This window comes from Nonomuraea wenchangensis (assembly GCF_900111685.1).
Lineage (GTDB): Bacteria > Actinomycetota > Actinomycetes > Streptosporangiales > Streptosporangiaceae > Nonomuraea > Nonomuraea wenchangensis.
Genome location: NZ_FOHX01000020.1, coordinates 76161 through 92219, shown reverse-complemented (window position 1 = coordinate 92219; position 16059 = coordinate 76161). Strand labels below are relative to the sequence as shown.

The following is a 16059-nucleotide window of genomic DNA, read 5'->3' as shown; positions in this document are numbered from 1 at the left end:
AATTTTCGCCGCAAGGCCGGGTATTCGGAAGGAATATTCGTGACTTCAGGTGCGCTCGGACGCGTCGAGACAGAACTACCCGGTTTGCCGGAGGCGTTGCGCCGGGTCGGCGAGGTGATACTCGGCGACCCCGCCGAGGCCGCGCGATCGACGATCATCGCGCTGGCCGAGCGGGCCGGCAGCTCGCCCGCGACCGTGACCAGGTTCTGCCGGGCCTTCGGCTTCTCCGGCTACGCCGAGCTGCGCGTCGCCCTCGCCACCGAGACCGGCCGCGCCGCCCAGGCGGGCTGGGGCGCGGGCGTGGGCCACGAGATCGGGCCCGACGACCCGCTCGACAGCGCCATCGAGGTCATGGCCGCCGCCGACACCCGCCTCATCCAGGACACCGCCGCCCAGCTCGACCTGGACACCGTGGCCCGGGTCGCCGACGCGATCGTGGCGGCTCCCCGGGTGCTCCTGGTCGGCGTCTCCACCAGCGGCGACGTCGCGAGGATGCTGGAGGGGCGGCTGCGCAGGATCGGCGTCCCCGGTTGGAGCGCGGGCGACGCGCACGTGGCCCTGGCGGAGGCGGCGCTGCTCAAGGAGGGCGACGTGGCCGTCGGCGTCAGCCACCGGGGCCGCACCCGCGAGGTCATGGAGGCGCTGGCCGAGGCGGGCAGTCACGGCGCGCTGACGGTCGCGGTCACCTCCTTCCCGCGCAGCCCGCTGGCCGAGCTGGCCGACCTGGTGCTGACCACCGCCAGCAGGGAGACGACGTTCCGGCTGGGCGGGCTGGCCGCCGTCCACTCACAGGTCTTCGTGCTGGACGCCGTGTACGTGGCCGTCGCCCAGCGCACCTACGAGCGCACGAACGAGGCGTTCGAGCGCACGATCAGCGCCGTGGAGAGTCACCGGGTGGAAAGAGGCTGAATGTCGTACGTCAACGAGGTCCTGGAGCTGGCCCGGCGGGTCGCGGAGAGCCAGGCGGAGCCCGTCCGGCGCGCCGCCGCGCTGCTGGTGGCCGCGCTCAGGGATGGCGGGGTGGTCCAGGCGTTCGGCTCCGGCCACTCCGAGGCCGTCGCCATGGAGATCGCCGGACGGGCCGGCGGCCTCGTGCCGAGCAACCGCCTCTCGCCCCGCGACCTGGTCCTGTACGGCGGCCGCCCGCCGGGCGTGCTCACTCCCGAGCTGGAACGCGACCCCGCCGTCGCGCACGAGATCTACGCGCTCGCGCCGGTCGCGCCGCAGGACGTGTTCGTGCTGATCTCCAGCTCCGGCATCAACGGCGCGGTCGTCGAGCTCGCCCGGCTCGTCAAGGACCGCGGCCACCCCCTCATCGCCCTCACCTCGGTCGCGCACAGCGCCGGGATGACCTCGCGTCACCCGTCAGGATCCAAGCTCATGGACCTGGCCGACGTCGTGCTGGACAACGGCGCGCCGTACGGTGACGCGATCCTCGACCTGCCCGGCGGCGGCAGTTACGGCGCGGTGTCCACGATCACCTCGGCGCTGCTGGCGCAGATGGTGGTCACCGAGGCGGTGGACGAGCTCGTCGCGCTGGGGGAGACGCCCCCGGTCTACCTGTCCGTGAACGTGACGGGCGGTGACGAGCACAACAAGGCCCTGGAGAGCCGCTACCAGGGCCGCATCAGGCGCGGAGCGTGACGATCCGCGAATCGTAAGAAGTCAGGAGTAGCCGTTATGCCCACCCCCCATATCAGCAGGCGTGAACTCCTCCGTGGCGCGGCCCTCGTGCCCGTGGCCGGCGCGCTCGCCGCGTGCGCGACCCCCGCCGCCAAGCCCGCGGCGTCCGGCTCGGCCGCGCCGGTCGCGACCAGCGCCGCCAACCCCTTCGGCGTGGACGGCAAGAAGCCGCTGGAGGTGTGGATCTTCGACGGCGGCTTCGGCCAGGACTACGCCAAGAACATCCACCAGCCGCTGTTCGCCGCCAAATATCCCGAGGTCGCGATCAAGCACAACGCGACCAAGGAGATCACCAAGGTCCTCCAGCCGCGCTTCGCCGGCGGCAACCCGCCCGAAGTGATCGACAACTCCGGCGCGAACGCCATGGACTTCGGCGCGCTCGCCCAGGACTCCCAGCTCCAGGACCTCACGCCGCTGCTCGACGCCCCGAGCTGGGACGACCCCAACGTCAAGGTCCGCGACACCATCGACCAGGCCGTCATCGACCTCGGCACCTACGACGGCACCTTCAGCGTGCTCGGCTACGTCAACTACATCTTCGGCATCTGGTACTCGCAGAAGGCGTTCCGCGACAACGGCTGGGAGCCGCCCAAGACCTGGGACGAGTTCCTCAAGCTCTGCGAGACCATCAAGAAGTCCGGCAAGATGGCGCCCTTCACCTACGCCGGCAAGTTCCCCCAATACCTGTACGAGCCGCTGCTCACCATGGCCGCCAAGATCGGCGGCAACGAGGTGCTGGTCAACATCGACAACCTGGAGGACGGCGCCTGGACCAGCGAGGCCATGAAGACCTCGGCCACCGCCTGGGCCGAGATCGGCGCCAAATACCTCCTGGAGGGCACCCCCGGCCTCGACCACGTCCAGACCCAGACCGCCCAGAACAAGTACAAGGTCGCCATGCTGCCGTCCGGCTCCTGGCTGGAGAACGAGCAGAAGACCACCACCCCGGCCGACTTCGAGTACGGCATGTTCCCCATCCCCGACATCACCGGCTCCGACGCGATGCCGTACGGCACCCTGCACAGCCAGCCGAGCGAGAACTTCATCGTCCCGTCCAGGTCCGCCAACCCGCAGGGCGGCATGGAGTACCTGCGCGCCATGCTGTCGAAGAAGGCGGCCGGCGACTTCAGCGAGCTGGTCAAGACCGTCTCGGTGGTCAAGGGCGCGGGCGATGGCCGTCAGCTCTCCCCGGGCGCGGCCAGCGCCACCAAGGCGTTCGCCGACGCCGGGCAGAACGTCGTCTACTACCGCTGGCAGACCTGGTACGCCCAGCTCAAGGACGAGGCCGTCGCCGCCACCGGCGAGCTCATGACCGGCGGGCTCAAGCCGGAGGCCTACCTGGAGCGCCTGCAGAAGAAGGCCGACGACATCAAGAAGGACTCCTCCGTCAAGAAGTACAAGCGCTGATGCTGTTCAACAGATATCGCCGTGGGCTGTTCATCACCTCGTTCCTGGCAGCCCCGGTGATTCTCTACCTGGTCTACGTGATCTCGCCGTACGCCCAGGCGTTCTACATCGCGATGACCGACTGGCGGGGCGTGACGGCCACGCCCGCCTTCGTCGGCCTGGACAACTTCGTCCGGCTGTTCGGCGACGACATCTTCTGGAAGGCCGTCACGCACAACGCGGCCCTGCTGGTGCTGCTGCCGCTGAGCACGATCGTCATCGCGCTGTTCTTCGCCTTCCTGCTCAACGTGGGCGGCGCGCAGGGCGTGACCGGCATCCGCGGGTCGAAGTTCTACCGCGTGGTGTTCTTCTTCCCGCAGGTGCTGGCCGTCGCCGTGGTGGCGGTGCTGTTCCAGCAGGTGTTCCGGCCGGACGGCAGCGGCATGCTCAACGGCCCGCTCATGGCGCTCGGCATCAAGCCGATCGGGTTCCTGTCGGACCCGGACGTGGCGTTCTGGTCGGTGCTCGGCGTCATGGTGTGGCAGGCCGTCGGCTTCTACGTCGTGCTGTTCTCCGCGGGCCTGGCGAGCATCCCCCGTGACATGTTCGAGGCGGCGCAGATCGACGGCGCCGGCCGGCTCAGCCTCTTCTTCCGCATCACGCTCCCGCTGCTCTGGGACACCCTTCAGGTCGCCTGGGTCTACCTCGGCATCCTCGCCCTGGACGTGTTCGCGATCGTGTGGGTGATGACCGACCAGCACGGCGGCCCCGACTGGTCCACCACGGTCATGGCCGCCGAGATCTACCGCAACGCCTTCCAGTACTTCCGCTTCGGCTACGCCTCCGCCCTCGGCGTGATGATGTTCGTCTTCATCGTCGGGTTCTCCGTCCTGTCGCTGCGCCTGTCCAGGCGCGAACGAATCGAGTACTAGAGATGAGCACGACGACGACGTCATGGACGGTGGCGAACTCGCGCAGGCTCGCCCGGCGGGAGCGCAGGAGGCGGCTCGGCCCGCTGGGCGTGCTCACGCACGTGGCGCTGCTGGTCTGGACGCTGCTGGTGATCGTGCCGATGGTGTGGACGTTCCTGGCCTCGGTCAAGAGCGAGGACGAGATCTTCGGCGACGCCTGGTCGCTGCCCGCCGCCCTGCGCTGGGACAACTTCGCGCGGGCCTGGGAGCAGGCGCACATCGGGCAGTACATGCTCAACAGCGTGGTCGTGGTGGCGTTCAGCACGTTCGGCACGATGCTCGTCGGGTCGATGGCGGCGTACGTGCTGGCCCGCTACCCCTTCCGCGGCAACCGGGCGGTCTACCTGCTGTTCGTGTCGGGCCTGGCCTTCCCCGTCTACCTGGCGCTGACGCCGCTGTTCTTCGTGGTCCAGAACATGGGCAACGTGCCGGTCGTCGGGCCGTTCATCGGGCTCAACACGCACGCCGGGCTCGTGCTGGTCTACATCGCGTACTCGATGCCGTTCACCGTCTTCTTCCTGTCGGCCTTCTTCCGTACGCTGCCGACGGCGGTGGGTGAGGCGGCCATGGTGGACGGGGCGTCGCACACGCGGGTGTTCTTCCAGATCATGCTGCCGATGGCGCGGCCGGGCATCGTCAGCATCACGATCTTCAACGTGCTGGGCCAGTGGAACCAGTACCAGCTCCCGCTGGTGCTGCTCCAGGAGCGGGACAAGTGGGTGCTCACCCAGGGCATCGCCGACATCTCGACCGCCGCCGGCTACGACCAGGACTGGTCGGCCCTGTTCGCCGCGCTGACCCTCGCCATCCTGCCGATGCTGATCGTCTACACGGTCTTCCAGCGCCAGATCCAGGCGGGTCTGACCGCAGGCGCGGTGAAATAGGCGGGATGTGATGAGTTGGGCCGGTGCGCGCAAATGGCTCGCGCGCCCGGCCCGCCCGCTCTAGGGTGCCGGATGTGACTGGCGACATCCGCGCGTTGCTGGCCCGCCACCTCCCCGGCTACGAGGTCGGCTCCGTCCGCCCGCTCGGCCGGGGCCTCGACCACACCGTGCACGAGGTCAACGGCGAGCTGCTGATCCGGCTGCCCAGGGCGGCCGACCCTCAGACGCTCCGGCGGGAGGTGGACCTCCTGGCGGCCGTCGCCGGGCTGTCGCCGCTGCCGGTGCCCGAGGTCGTCTTCGCCGACGCAGAGGCGGGCGCCATCGCCTACCGCAAGCTGCCCGGCGAGTCGCTCGACACGTGCCCGCCGGAGCGTCCTGAGCGGCTCGCCGAGCCGCTGGGGCGTTTCCTCGCCGCCCTGCACGCCGCCGACCCCGGCCGCATGGGCGAGCTCGCCCCGCTCGACCTCTACCCGGCCGCGACCCTTCTTGAGGAGGCCGAGCTGGACTACCGCGACGTCGAGCGGCACGTCCCCGAGGACCAGCGTCCCCTGGTCGAGCGGTTCCTGGCCGAGGAGCCGCCGGGCGAGCCCCGCTCGCCGCGCTTCTGCCACAACGACCTCGGCGCCGAGCACATCCTGGTGGACGCCGCGACGGGCGCGGTGACCGGCGTCATCGACTGGAGCGACGCCGCCGTCACCGATCCCGCGCACGACTTCGCCCGGCTCTACCGCGACCTCGGCCCCGAGGTCTTCGAGCTGGTCGTCGCGCACTACCCGCCCTCTCTGGACGAGGACGACCGCGCCCGCGTGCGTTTCCACGCCCGCTGCGCGCTGATCGAGGACCTCGCCTACGGCCTCAGCACCGGCCCCCGCCACTATGCCGACGCCGCCCTCGCCCACCTGCCCTGGACGTTCGCCTGACCTCCGGCCCGGCTCAGACCTCGGCGCGCAGGCGGCGGGCCGCCGCGACCACGTTGGCGAGCGCCGCCTCGACCTGCTCGTACGTCCGCGTCTTCAGCCCGCAGTCCGGGTTGACCCACACCCGGCCGGCCGGCAGCGCCCGCAACGTCCTGCGCAGCAGCTCCTCGACCTCCTCGGCCGAGGGCACCCGGGGCGAGTGGATGTCGTAGACGCCCGGCCCGAGCCCGCGCCCGAACCCCTCCACCGCGTCCAGGATGCGCGCCCCCGACCGGGCCGACTCGATGGTGGTCACGTCGGCGTCCAGCCCGTCGATCGCGGCCAGGATCTGGTCGGCGTCCGAATAGCACAGGTGCGTGTGGATCTGCGTGCTGTCACCGGCCCCCGACGTGGCCCTCCGGTACGCCGCCACCGCCCACTCCAGGTATTCCTCCTGGGCCGCCCGCCGCAGCGGCAGCAGCTCGCGCAGCGCCGGCTCGTCCACCTGGATGATCGGCACCCCGGCCGCCTCCAGGTCGGCCACCTCCTCCCTGACGGCCTCCGCCACCTGGAACACCACGTCGCGCAGCGGCAGGTCGTCGCGGCGGAACGACCAGGCCACGATCGTCACAGGACCGGTCAGCATGCCCTTGACCGGCCGGTCCGTCAGCGACCGCGCGTACTCGGCCCACCGGACGGTGATCGGCGCCGGCCGGCGCACGTCGCCGTGCAGGATCGGCGGGCGGGTGCAGCGCGAGCCGTAGGACTGGACCCAGCCGTTCCTGGTGACCGCGAAGCCGTCGAGGCGCTCGGCGAAGTACTGCACCATGTCGTTGCGCTCGGGCTCGCCGTGCACGAGGACGTCCAGGCCGAGCCGTTCCTGCAGCCGAATGGCCCGCTCGATCTCGGCGGCGACGCGCCGCTCGTAGGCGTCCTCGGCCAGGGTGCCCGCCGCGACGGCGGCGCGGGCCTCGCGCAGCTCCCCGGTCTGCGGGAACGAGCCGATCGTGGTGACCGGCAGCGGCGGCAGCCCGAGGCGCGCGGCCTGCGCCGCCGCCCGCACCGGGTACGGGGCCCGGCCCTCCGAGGGCGGCGGGTCGGCCAGCGCCACGGACGGCCCGTACTCCTGGGACAGGGTCGCGGGCAGGTCGTCCAGCGCCGCCGCCAGCGCGACGACCTCGGCCACCTTCTGGTCGGCGAAGGCGAGGCGGGCCCGCAGCGCCGGATCCAGCTCCGGCTCGTCGGCCACGTCGTGGGGCACGTGCAGCAGCGAGCACGACGTGCTCACCGCGACCCGCTCCGCCCCGGTCGCCGACAGGGCCGCCAGCGCGGCGAGCGCCCGCTCCGCCGGGGTCCGCCACACGTCCCGTCCGGACACCACGCCCGCGACCACGGTCTTGCCCGTCAGGTCGGCGACGGGGACGCCGCCCCGTACCAGATCCAGGCCGATCGCCTCCACCGGCGTGGCCGCCAGCGCGGGCAGCGCCGCGCCCAGCTCGCCGAAGTACGACGCCACGAACAGCCGGGGCCGCGCCCGCACCGCGCCCAGCCGTTCGTAGGCGGCGCGCACGGCGGCCAGCTCCTGCGGCGTCCGGTCGGCCGCCAGCGCGGGCTCGTCGAGCTGCGCCCAGGCCACGCCCTCGGCGGCCAGCTCGCCCAGCAGCTCCTCGTAGAGGGGGAGCACGTCGTCCAGCCGGTCGAGCGCCCCGGCGAGCAGCACGAACGTCACCGGTCCCACGAACACGGGCCGGGTCTCGAAGCCGAGGGCACGCGCCTCCCGGATCTCGCCGAGCGGCTTGGCGGCGTCCAGCTTGAGCGTGATCTCCGGGCCGAGCTCGGGGACCAGGCAGTGGTAGTTCGTGTCGAACCACTTCGTCATCCGCAGCGGCGCGAGCCCGTCGGTGCCCCTGGCCATCGCGAAGTAGGGGTCGGCGGCCTCCCGGTAGCGCTCCGGCACCGCGCCGAGCAGCACGGCCGTGTCGAGCACGTGGTCGTACAGGGAGAACGTGTTGGACGGCAGCCCCTCCAGCCCCAGCCCGGCCAGCCTGTGCCAGGTCCGGGCGCGCAGCTCGGCCCCGGCCCGTTCCAGCTCGGCCCGCGTGCTCTTCCCGTCCCAGTACGACTCCAGCGCCCGCTTCAGCTCCCTGCGCGGCCCGATCCGCGGATATCCCAGCACGGTGGACGTCGGAAACGGCGTCATCTTGTCCTCGGCTTCCTCTTCTGCGTACGAGTGATCGCCGTGATCGTGCCGACCCGGGACCGGGTGGTGCACCATGGATCGATGCTGCTTATGCTCAGGGAGATCCACTGCTTCACGCGGGTCGCCGCCCGGCTGAGCTTCTCGGCCGCCGCCGCGGACCTGGGCATGTCGCAGCCGGCGATGAGCCAGGCCATCACCCGCCTGGAGCGCGCCGCCGGGGTCCGCCTCTTCGAGCGCTCGGCCCGCGAGGTGCGCCTCACCGCGGCGGGCAAGGCCCTGCTGCCCTACGCCGAGCAGGCGCTGGAGTCGGTCACCGCGTTCACCGCCGAGGCCGCCAGGCTCGCCCGCCCGACCATTCACCTGGCTTATCCACCGCTCGTCGGGACGCTCGCCGCCCGCGTCGCCCGCCGCCTCGCCGGGCGCGGGCCGTCGATGGGGCCCTCGATCGGGGTGGAGCTGCGGGCGGCCGGGCGCGCCGAGGCCGCGCGGGCGCTGGCGGCGGGCGAGGTCTCCGCGGCCATCCTCGCCACGCCGGCCCCGGCCGCGTTCGTCACGGCGGCCCGCTTCCACGTGACCGTCGACCATGTGGCGGTGCCCGCCGGCCACCGCCTGGCCGCCCGGTCCCGGCTGGCCCCGGACGACCTGGCCGGCCAGACCCTGCTCACCCCGTCCGCCCGCCCGTGGGCCGGGCTGCCAGGCCACGTCCGGCTGGTGCCCGACGACGACTTCGCCGCCGGCCTCGACCTGGTCGCGGCCGGCGCGGGCGTGCTGCCGATCCCGCAGCTCCTGGTCCGCGCCGTGCGCAGGGACGACGTGCGTTTCGTGCCGCTGGAGGCGGGCGAGCTGCGGATCACGTACGCGCTGGCGTGGTCGAGGGAACGGGTGACGCCCGAGCTCATGGCCCTGGTGCAGGCCGTCCAGGACGCTCTGTGGACCAGGTAGGGGCCTGACTCCTCAGCCTTGGCCGCGCACCTTGGCGTAGTGGCGCGCGGCGCGCGCCCGGTTGCCGCAGCCGGCCGAGCACCACTCGCGCCGCGTGGTGTCGCGGACGAAGTGCAGCACGCAGCCGGGGCCGTGACAGGCGCGCAGCTCGTGGCGGAGCGGTCCGGCGAACAGGACGACGGCCTCCTCGGCCAGCGCGGCGATCGCGGCCGCGACGGGCCGGCCCGCGGTGCAGACCGTCAGGTGCGGTTCGGGAGTGGTGCGCAACTCGTGCCAGCGCGGGGTCCGGCGCGCGTGCCCGTTGAGCGCCGCCACGGCGGCGGGGTCAGGATCACGACCGGCGACGGTCGCGACGGCGAGGGCCCGGACGGCGTCCCGGACCTCCCTGGCGGTGTGCAGGTCGCCGTCGCTCACCTCACGCAGGTCGGCGTCGGTGAGCGGGACCGCCAGGCGCGGGCGCATGTCGCGCAGCCACGCGGCCAGGTGCTCGGTGCTCTGCAGGCCGTCCTTGGGGCGGCCTCTCGCCGCGTACGAGGTGTTGGCGAGTTCGATCGGCGGCGGTTCGCCGAGGAGCGGGGCGCCGCCGCTTGCCAGGTGAGCCACTTCCACTTTTCTAACGCTACCCGCGAGTTGACACCATGAGAAACCGTCTGCCATATTTCTAACGCCTCCAACGGCGGTAGTCCGTTAGAAATCGCGCTCACTCTGGAGAATCCTCATGACCACGTCAGCCCTGCAGACCGGACACGTCGCCCTGAACGTGACCGACCTGGCACGTTCCACCGCCTTCTACCGTCAGGTCTTCGGCTTCGAAACCCTGGGCGAGCAGACCGAGGGCGAGCGCAGGTTCGCCTTCCTCGGCCGCGACGGAGCCCTCGTGCTGACGCTGTGGCAGCAGAGCGACGGCGCCTTCCCCACGGACCGCCCCGGACTGCACCACCTGTCGTTCCAGGTGCCCGACCTCGAGGCGGTCCGCCGCCACGAGGCCGTCCTGCGGGACCTCGGCGTGAAGTTCGCCTACGACGGGGTCGTCCCGCACGGCGAGGGCGCGTCCTCCGGCGGCGTCTTCTTCACCGACCCGGACGGCATCCGCCTGGAGATCTACGCGCCGACCGGCGCCGAGACCGCGGCGGCGCCCGTGCAGGGCGCCCCCACCTGCGGCTTCTTCTAAAAGACCGCCCGGGCCGCGCGCCGCGGCCCGGGCCCCGCCAAGGAAAGGGTTCGCATGTTCCATCGAGGCGAGCATGCCGTCCAGCGCCGCGCCGGTATCACCGTAGACGGCTGGGGGTCGGCGGGCGTGGGCGCGACCATCCCCCAGGTGGCCGCGGACTTCCTCGGTCAGCAGCGCCTGGTGGTCATCGCGGCCGTGGACGACACGGGCGCCGCGTGGGCCGGCGCGCTCACCGGGCCGCCGGGATTCGTCACCGTGCCCGACGACCGCACCGTCATCGCCGACCGGCTGCCCGGAGCCGGCGATCCGCTCGCCGGCCTCTTCGGCGCCGAGCGGCCGGTCGGCCTGCTCGCGATCGAGCCGGCCACCCGGAGAAGGATGCGGGTCAACGGCCGCGCCCACGACGACCACGGCCGCCTGGCGATCCACACCGAACAGGTGTACTCGAACTGTCCGAAGTACATCCAGACCCGCGCCCACGCCGACGACGCCCCCTCGGTCAGCAGGACAGTGCTCGTCACCGACGAGCTCGCCGCCGGCCACCGACGGTGGATCGCCGAAGCCGACACGTTCTTCGTCGCCACCTACGCGGCCGGGCTGGGGGCCGACGCCTCGCACCGGGGCGGCAACCCCGGCTTCGTCCGCGTGACCGGCGACCGCCGGCTGACCTGGCCCGACTACGTGGGCAACGCGATGTACATGACGTTGGGCAACCTCGAACTCGAACCGCGCTGCGGGCTGCTCTTCCTCGACTGGGAGAACGGCCACACCCTGCACCTGACCGGCCGCGCCCACGTGGACTGGGACCCGGACAGGGCGGCCGCCGTGCCGGGCGCGCAGCGCCTGATCGACTTCGACGTCGAGAAGGTCGTCCACATCGCCGGCGACGTCCCCCAACGGTGGTCGTTCGGCAAGTACTCCCGCTTCAACCCCGCCTGACCCGCTGAAAGGCAACCATGCGTGTCCGTGTCGACCTGACCCTGTGCCAGACCCACGCCCAATGCGTGTTCGCCGCTCCGGAGGTGTTCGCCCTCGACGACGATGACGAGCTGGTGTACGACGCCACACCCGGCGACGCGTCGTGGCCCGCCGTCGAGCAGGCCGCTCGGGCGTGTCCCGTACAAGCCATCTTCCTGGACGGAGACTGACCCATGCGCCGCGTCGCGATCGCGGGCGCCGGCCTCGCCGGACTGACCGCCGCACAGGAGCTCCGCCGGCTCGGCCACGACGGCGAGATCAGCATGATCGGCGCCGAGCGCCACCGGCCCTACCGGAGGCCGCCGCTGTCCAAGGAGTACCTTCTCGACGACACCACCGACGTCGCCCTCGCCGGGACCGACGAGCTGAGCGCGACCTGGCTGCTGGGCCACCCGGCGACCGGACTGGACCTGGCCGGCCGCCGGGTGCGCCGCGGCGCCCTGCCGCCCGTCCCTTTCGACGCCCTGGTGATCGCCACCGGGGTGCGCGCCCGCACCCTGCCGGGCGCCGGCGAGCTGCGCGGCGTGGTCACGCTGCGCGGCCTCGACGACGCCCTGGCGTTGCGCGCCGCGCTCGCCGGCCGTCCCCGCGTGGTCGTCGCCGGAGCCGGGTTCCTCGGCTCCGAGGTCGCGGCCACCCTGCGCGCCCTGGACTTGCCGGTCACGCTGGTGGAACCGGACTCGGTGCCGCTGCGTCGGCCGCTGGGCGAGCAGGTCGGCGCGATCGTCGCCGGCCTGCACCGCGCCCACGGCGTGGACCTGCGGCTCGGCCGGCGCGTCGCCGGCGTCACCGGCGCCGGGCGGGTGGAGCGGGTGCACCTCGACGACGGCACGGCGCTGCCGGCCGACCTGCTCGTCGTGGCACTCGGCGCCGAACCCGAGACCGAGTGGCTCCGCGGCTGCGGCCTGCGCCTGGACCACGGCGTCGTCGTCGATCACCTCGGGCTGGCCGCGCCACGGGTGGCCGCCGCCGGCGACGTCGCCCGCCGGCCGTCCGCGCTGCTCGGCGGGGAGCTCGTCCGGGTGGAGCATCACGGCAACGCACTCGAACAGGGCGCGCAGGCGGCCCGGGCGCTGCTCGGCGTCGCCGCCCCCTTCGACCCTGTCCCGTCGTTCTGGTGCCACCTGTACGGCCACCGGCTGCAGTCCGTCGGCTTCACCGGGGCCGGTTACGACCTGCGGTTGGTCACCAGGGAACCTGACGGCCGCTTCTTCGCCGAGTACCACCGCGACGGACGCCTCGTCGGCGCGGTGACCGCCGGTTTCGTGCGCCGGCTGACCGCGTGCCGCCGGCTGCTCGACGAGGAGTCACGTCAGCCGCCGATGCCGCCCTCCGGGCCCTCTTCCATGACCGGCCCGCCGGGAACGACCTCGCAGGGCGCAACCGGGCCGGTCGCCACCCGGTAGCGCGTCTGACCCGGCTCGATCTGCTCCGGATGCGGCCTCCAGTAGTCGTCGACTCCGGCGATCGGCGTCAGAGGACGGTGATGCCCCGGGCGGCGAGGATGGCGTTGGCCTGGGTCTGGTTGATCACCGCGCCCGCGAAGGCGCGCAGCTTGGCGTCGTCGGGCTGCCCGAGGTCGGCGCCCCGCAGGTCGGCCTTGGCGAACGTGGTGCCGAGCAGCCGGGTGCCGATGAAGCGGCAGTCGCTGAAGGTGGCGCCGGTGAAGTCGCAGCCCGACAGGTCGGCGTCGTCGAAGCGCACGCCCTCGACCAGCTCGCCCCGCAGCGAGCAGCCGCCGAGGTTGGCGAGGGTGAGGTTGGAGCGGGACAGCCGGAAGCCGGTGCCGCGCGAGGCGGTCAAGGAGGCGCCGATCATGCGGCAGCCGGTGAAGGAGGCGTCGGTGACCAGCGCCCCGGCGAACTGTGCCGAGGACAGATCGACGTCGGTGAAGGAGGCGTCGATGAGGTCGGCGTCGTTGAAGCGGACGCGCATCCCGCCCCCGCCGGTGAACACCGCCCCGTCGAGGTCGGCCCGGCGGAAGTCGGTCTGGTCGAGCACGCACGCGTCGAAGACGGCCCCGGCCAGCGAGGCGCCCCACAGGTCGGTCTCGGTGAGGTCGCAGCCGCGGAAGACGTGCGGCTCGCCGGGCGGCAGCCGCTCGCTCAGCGCCTTGCGTGAAAGGTCCTCGCCGTCGAACTCCACGGCTCAGAGCCTACCGGTCAGCACCTCCGCCGCCGCCTGGCCGCAGACCCGGGCCGAGCCGTACGTGGAGACGTGCGCCGCGCCGAGGTCCGCCCGCGCGGGCAGGCCCATCTCGACCACGACCGCGTCCGGGCGGGCGCTCAGCAGGTGCCGCAGCGCCTCGCCCTGCCAGGCGTAGCGGTGGGCGTCGCGCACCACGACCACCAGCGGGCGGCCGATGGCCGCGCCGAGCAGGCGCTCCAGCGCCGCGCCCGTCGCCTCGGCGGCGGTCAGCCGGGCGACGGTGGTGCCGGGCAGCAGGCGCGACAGCGGCTCGCCGACGCCCCACGGGGTGCCCTTGTCGATGGCGAGGTTCATCTCGGGCGCCAGCTCCACGACGGACGCCGGGCCGGACAGCGGCAGCACCGGGGCGGCGGAGCGGCGGGTCACCTGCACCGCCCGGCGGGCCGCGACCAGCCCGAGCCCATCGCCCGGTCCCGGCACACCGTCCCGCGAGCCGCCCGATCCCGGCCCGCCGTCCCGCGAGCCGGTCCCGGCCGCGGCCGAGCCGCCCGAGGAGGCGGCGGCCCAGGTCGCCAGCTCGCGGACCCGGCGTGCGGCGTCGGCCAGCCGCTCCTCGGGCAGCAGTCCGCCGGCCACGGCGGCGGCGATGGCGTCGCGGATCTCCACGGCCGTCGCCTCGTCGGCCCGTTCGCCGCCCACGCAGATCGCGTCCGCCCCGGCCGCGATGGCGCGGGCGGCGGCGCCTCCGATCCCGTACGCCCCGGAAACCGCCGCCATCTCGATGCCGTCGGTGACGATCACGCCGTCGAAGCCCAGCTCCTCGCGGAGCAGCCCGGTGAGCAGCTTGGGGCTGAGCGTGGCGGGCAGCTCGGCGTCGTACGACGGCACGAGCAGATGCCCCGTCATGACCGTCCTGACGCCCTCCTTGATCGCCTCGCGGAAGGGCAGCAGCGCGTCCTCGACGCCGTCGCCGGCGACCACGGGCACGCCGTGGTGCGAGTCGACCGAGGTGTCGCCGTGCCCGGGGAAGTGTTTGGCGCAGGCCGCGACGCCCGCCGCCTGGAGCCCGCGGACGAACGCCCGTGTGTGCCGGGCGACCAGCTCCGGCTCCGAGCCGAACGCCCGCAGCCCGATGACCGGGTTGTCGGGGTTGGCGTTGACGTCGGCGGACGGCGCGAAGTCGATGGTGATCCCGGCCCGCGCCAGGTCCGCGCCGAGGTCGCGGGCGACGGCCTCGGTCAGGGCCTCGTCGTCCACGACGCCGAGCGCGTACGCGCCGGGCCGGCTGCTGCCGTCGGCGACCTCCAGTCGGGTGACCTCGCCGGACTCCTCGTCGGTGCCGACGAGCACCAGGGGGTTCTCGGCGCGCAGCGCGGCCGTGAGCCCGGCGAGCTGGCCGGGATCGGCGATGTTGCGCGAGAACAGCGCCACCCCCGCCAGCCCTTCGCCGAGCCTGCGGCGGAGCCAGTCGGGTGGCGTCCGCCCGGCGAAGCCCGGGAAGAGTACGGCGTCGGCGAGGCGCAGCAGGTCACCGCTCTGTGGCATGCCTCCGAATCTAATAGGAAAGTTTCTTATTTGCTAGTGGCATCTTCTGACGTCAGGCGTTCGATGATGGTGACGTTCGCCTGGCCGCCGCCCTCGCACATCGTCTGCAGGCCGTACCTGCCGCCGGTCCGCTCCAGCTCGTGCAGCAGCTTGACGGCGAGCACCGCGCCGGTCGCGCCGAGCGGATGGCCGAGGGCGATCGCGCCGCCGTTCGGGTTGACCCGGGCGGGATCGGCCCCGGTCTCCTTGATCCAGGCCAGCACGACCGGGGCGAACGCCTCGTTGACCTCGACGGCGTCGAAGTCGTCGATGGACATGCCGGTCCTGCCGAGCGCGTACGCGGTGGCCGGGATCGGCGCGGTCAGCATCGTGATCGGGTCGTCCCCGCGGGCCGAGAGGTGGTGGATGCGGGCGCGCGGGGTCAGGCCGTGGTCGCGTACCGCGCGGGGGGAGGCGATGAGCAGGGCGGCGGCCCCGTCGGAGATCTGCGAGGCGAGCGCGGCGGTCAGCCGGCCGCCGGGGACGAGGGGCTTCAGCGCGGCCATCCGCTCCGGCGTGGTGTCCCTGCGCGGGCCCTCGTCGTCGGTCACGCCGTCGCAGGGGGCGATCTCCCGCCGGAAGTGTCCGGCGTCGATGGCGCGCAGGGCCCTGCGGTGCGACTCGTACGCGTACCGCTCCATCTCCTCGCGCGACAGGTCCCACCGCTCGGCGATCCGCTCCGCGCCGGTGAACTGGGAGACCTCCTGGGTGCCGTACCTGGCGGCCCAGCCCTTGGAGCCGGTGAACGGGTCCGCGTGGCCGAGCGGCTGCCCGGCGAGCATGGCCGAGGAGATCGGGATCATGCTCATGTTCTGCACGCCACCTGCCACGACCAGGTCGCTCGTGCCCGACAGCACGGCCTGGGCGGCGAAGTGCAGCGCCTGCTGGGCCGAGCCGCACTGGCGGTCCACGGTGACGCCGGGCACCTCCTCGGGCAGCCCGGCGGCCAGCCAGCAGGTGCGGGCCACGTCCCCCGCCTGCGGTCCGACGGTGTCCACGCAGCCGAAGATCACGTCCTCGACGGCCGAGGGGTCGGCGTCCACGCCGCTCATCAGCTCCTTGAGCACGTGGGCGCCGAGGTCGGCGGGATGGGTGCGGGCCAGGCCGCCGTTCCTGCGCCCGACGGGGCTGCGGACGGCGCCGACGATGTACGCCTCTCTCATCCCGGCATCCTAACAAGCGCTTGGTAAAGCGCGGAATGCCGGATGAGCTGGGC

16 protein-coding genes are annotated in these 16059 nt (G+C 72.9%); 11 read left to right on the top strand and 5 right to left on the bottom strand.

From position 1 onward, the window contains the following. Positions 1-39 precede the first annotated feature (39 nt). The 6 genes from BMW85_RS40490 to BMW85_RS40465 all read left to right on the top strand — a co-directional run bounded on the left by BMW85_RS40490 (position 40) and on the right by BMW85_RS40465 (position 5844). Entirely contained in the window at positions 40-909 is an 870-nt protein-coding gene (locus BMW85_RS40490; RefSeq protein ID WP_091092422.1) for a MurR/RpiR family transcriptional regulator, read from the top strand. Beyond that, positions 910-1644, top strand: a complete 735-nt coding sequence (locus BMW85_RS40485) for a sugar isomerase domain-containing protein (protein ID WP_091092420.1) — start codon at positions 910-912, stop codon at positions 1642-1644. A gap of 36 nt (positions 1645-1680) precedes the next feature. Beyond that, the gene (gene ngcE / locus BMW85_RS40480) at positions 1681-3090 is read left to right on the top strand and encodes an N-acetylglucosamine/diacetylchitobiose ABC transporter substrate-binding protein (RefSeq protein WP_091092419.1); all 1410 of its coding nucleotides are present in this window, start codon (positions 1681-1683) and stop codon (positions 3088-3090) included. Further along, the gene (locus BMW85_RS40475) at positions 3090-4001 is read left to right on the top strand and encodes a carbohydrate ABC transporter permease (protein ID WP_091092417.1); all 912 of its coding nucleotides are present in this window, start codon (positions 3090-3092) and stop codon (positions 3999-4001) included. Before ngcE ends, BMW85_RS40475 begins: the two co-directional genes overlap by 1 nt. 2 nt (positions 4002-4003) lie before the next feature. After that, positions 4004-4924, top strand: coding sequence for a carbohydrate ABC transporter permease (locus BMW85_RS40470; RefSeq protein ID WP_218156151.1), 921 nt, complete (start codon positions 4004-4006; stop codon positions 4922-4924). Positions 4925-4998: 74 nt separating this feature from the next. Further along, on the top strand, positions 4999-5844 hold the full coding sequence (locus tag BMW85_RS40465; RefSeq protein ID WP_177241130.1) for a phosphotransferase family protein: 846 nt from the start codon (positions 4999-5001) through the stop codon (positions 5842-5844). 13 nt (positions 5845-5857) lie between these two features. Here BMW85_RS40465 and metE read toward each other — a convergent pair whose 3' ends face one another. After that, on the bottom strand, positions 5858-8020 hold the full coding sequence (gene metE, locus BMW85_RS40460; RefSeq protein WP_091092414.1) for a 5-methyltetrahydropteroyltriglutamate--homocysteine S-methyltransferase: 2163 nt from the start codon (positions 8018-8020) through the stop codon (positions 5858-5860). Positions 8021-8101: 81 nt separating this feature from the next. Between metE and BMW85_RS40455 the strand changes: the two genes are divergently transcribed. After that, positions 8102-8962: a LysR family transcriptional regulator gene (locus BMW85_RS40455; RefSeq protein WP_143082574.1), complete on the top strand. Its 861-nt coding sequence runs from the start codon at positions 8102-8104 to the stop codon at positions 8960-8962. Positions 8963-8974: 12 nt separating this feature from the next. Here the strand turns inward: BMW85_RS40455 and BMW85_RS40450 are convergent, their stop codons facing one another. Continuing rightward, complete coding sequence (locus BMW85_RS40450) at positions 8975-9565, bottom strand: CGNR zinc finger domain-containing protein (protein ID WP_091092410.1); 591 nt, start codon at positions 9563-9565, stop codon at positions 8975-8977. A 115-nt stretch (positions 9566-9680) separates the two neighbouring features. Here BMW85_RS40450 and BMW85_RS40445 point away from each other — a divergent pair, with 115 nt between their 5' ends. Genes BMW85_RS40445 through BMW85_RS40430 form a run of 4 tightly spaced genes read left to right on the top strand, consistent with a single transcriptional unit; the run spans position 9681 to position 12517 of the window. Further along, complete coding sequence (locus tag BMW85_RS40445; RefSeq protein ID WP_091092408.1) at positions 9681-10133, top strand: VOC family protein; 453 nt, start codon at positions 9681-9683, stop codon at positions 10131-10133. Positions 10134-10187: 54 nt separating this feature from the next. After that, positions 10188-11072: a pyridoxamine 5'-phosphate oxidase family protein gene (locus BMW85_RS40440; protein WP_091092407.1), complete on the top strand. Its 885-nt coding sequence runs from the start codon at positions 10188-10190 to the stop codon at positions 11070-11072. A 17-nt stretch (positions 11073-11089) separates the two neighbouring features. Beyond that, on the top strand, positions 11090-11281 hold the full coding sequence (locus BMW85_RS40435) for a ferredoxin (protein WP_091092405.1): 192 nt from the start codon (positions 11090-11092) through the stop codon (positions 11279-11281). Between the two features lie 3 nt (positions 11282-11284). Then, entirely contained in the window at positions 11285-12517 is a 1233-nt protein-coding gene (locus tag BMW85_RS40430) for an NAD(P)/FAD-dependent oxidoreductase (RefSeq protein ID WP_091092403.1), read from the top strand. A 67-nt stretch (positions 12518-12584) separates the two neighbouring features. Here BMW85_RS40430 and BMW85_RS40425 read toward each other — a convergent pair whose 3' ends face one another. Genes BMW85_RS40425 through BMW85_RS40415 form a run of 3 tightly spaced genes read right to left on the bottom strand, consistent with a single transcriptional unit; the run spans position 12585 to position 16006 of the window. Then, entirely contained in the window at positions 12585-13256 is a 672-nt protein-coding gene (locus tag BMW85_RS40425; RefSeq protein ID WP_091092402.1) for a pentapeptide repeat-containing protein, read from the bottom strand. A 3-nt stretch (positions 13257-13259) separates the two neighbouring features. After that, complete coding sequence (locus BMW85_RS40420; RefSeq protein ID WP_091092400.1) at positions 13260-14804, bottom strand: glycoside hydrolase family 3 protein; 1545 nt, start codon at positions 14802-14804, stop codon at positions 13260-13262. A 26-nt stretch (positions 14805-14830) separates the two neighbouring features. Further along, the gene (locus BMW85_RS40415; protein WP_091092398.1) at positions 14831-16006 is read right to left on the bottom strand and encodes an acetyl-CoA C-acetyltransferase; all 1176 of its coding nucleotides are present in this window, start codon (positions 16004-16006) and stop codon (positions 14831-14833) included. Between the last annotated feature and the right edge of the window lie 53 nt (positions 16007-16059).

Bases quoted from the DNA above. Each gene is read 5' to 3' on its own strand.
- BMW85_RS40485 (WP_091092420.1), top strand. From the start codon at position 910: ATGTCGTACGTCAACGAGGTCCTGGAGCTGGCCCGGCGGGTCGCGGAG.
- ngcE (WP_091092419.1), top strand. From the start codon at position 1,681: ATGCCCACCCCCCATATCAGCAGGCGTGAACTCCTCCGTGGCGCGGCC.
- BMW85_RS40475 (WP_091092417.1), top strand. From the start codon at position 3,090: ATGCTGTTCAACAGATATCGCCGTGGGCTGTTCATCACCTCGTTCCTG.
- BMW85_RS40470 (WP_218156151.1), top strand. From the start codon at position 4,004: ATGAGCACGACGACGACGTCATGGACGGTGGCGAACTCGCGCAGGCTC.
- metE (WP_091092414.1), bottom strand. From the start codon at position 8,020: ATGACGCCGTTTCCGACGTCCACCGTGCTGGGATATCCGCGGATCGGG.
- BMW85_RS40455 (WP_143082574.1), top strand. From the start codon at position 8,102: ATGCTGCTTATGCTCAGGGAGATCCACTGCTTCACGCGGGTCGCCGCC.
- BMW85_RS40445 (WP_091092408.1), top strand. From the start codon at position 9,681: ATGACCACGTCAGCCCTGCAGACCGGACACGTCGCCCTGAACGTGACC.
- BMW85_RS40440 (WP_091092407.1), top strand. From the start codon at position 10,188: ATGTTCCATCGAGGCGAGCATGCCGTCCAGCGCCGCGCCGGTATCACC.
- BMW85_RS40435 (WP_091092405.1), top strand. From the start codon at position 11,090: ATGCGTGTCCGTGTCGACCTGACCCTGTGCCAGACCCACGCCCAATGC.
- BMW85_RS40430 (WP_091092403.1), top strand. From the start codon at position 11,285: ATGCGCCGCGTCGCGATCGCGGGCGCCGGCCTCGCCGGACTGACCGCC.
- BMW85_RS40420 (WP_091092400.1), bottom strand. From the start codon at position 14,804: ATGCCACAGAGCGGTGACCTGCTGCGCCTCGCCGACGCCGTACTCTTC.
- BMW85_RS40415 (WP_091092398.1), bottom strand. From the start codon at position 16,006: ATGAGAGAGGCGTACATCGTCGGCGCCGTCCGCAGCCCCGTCGGGCGC.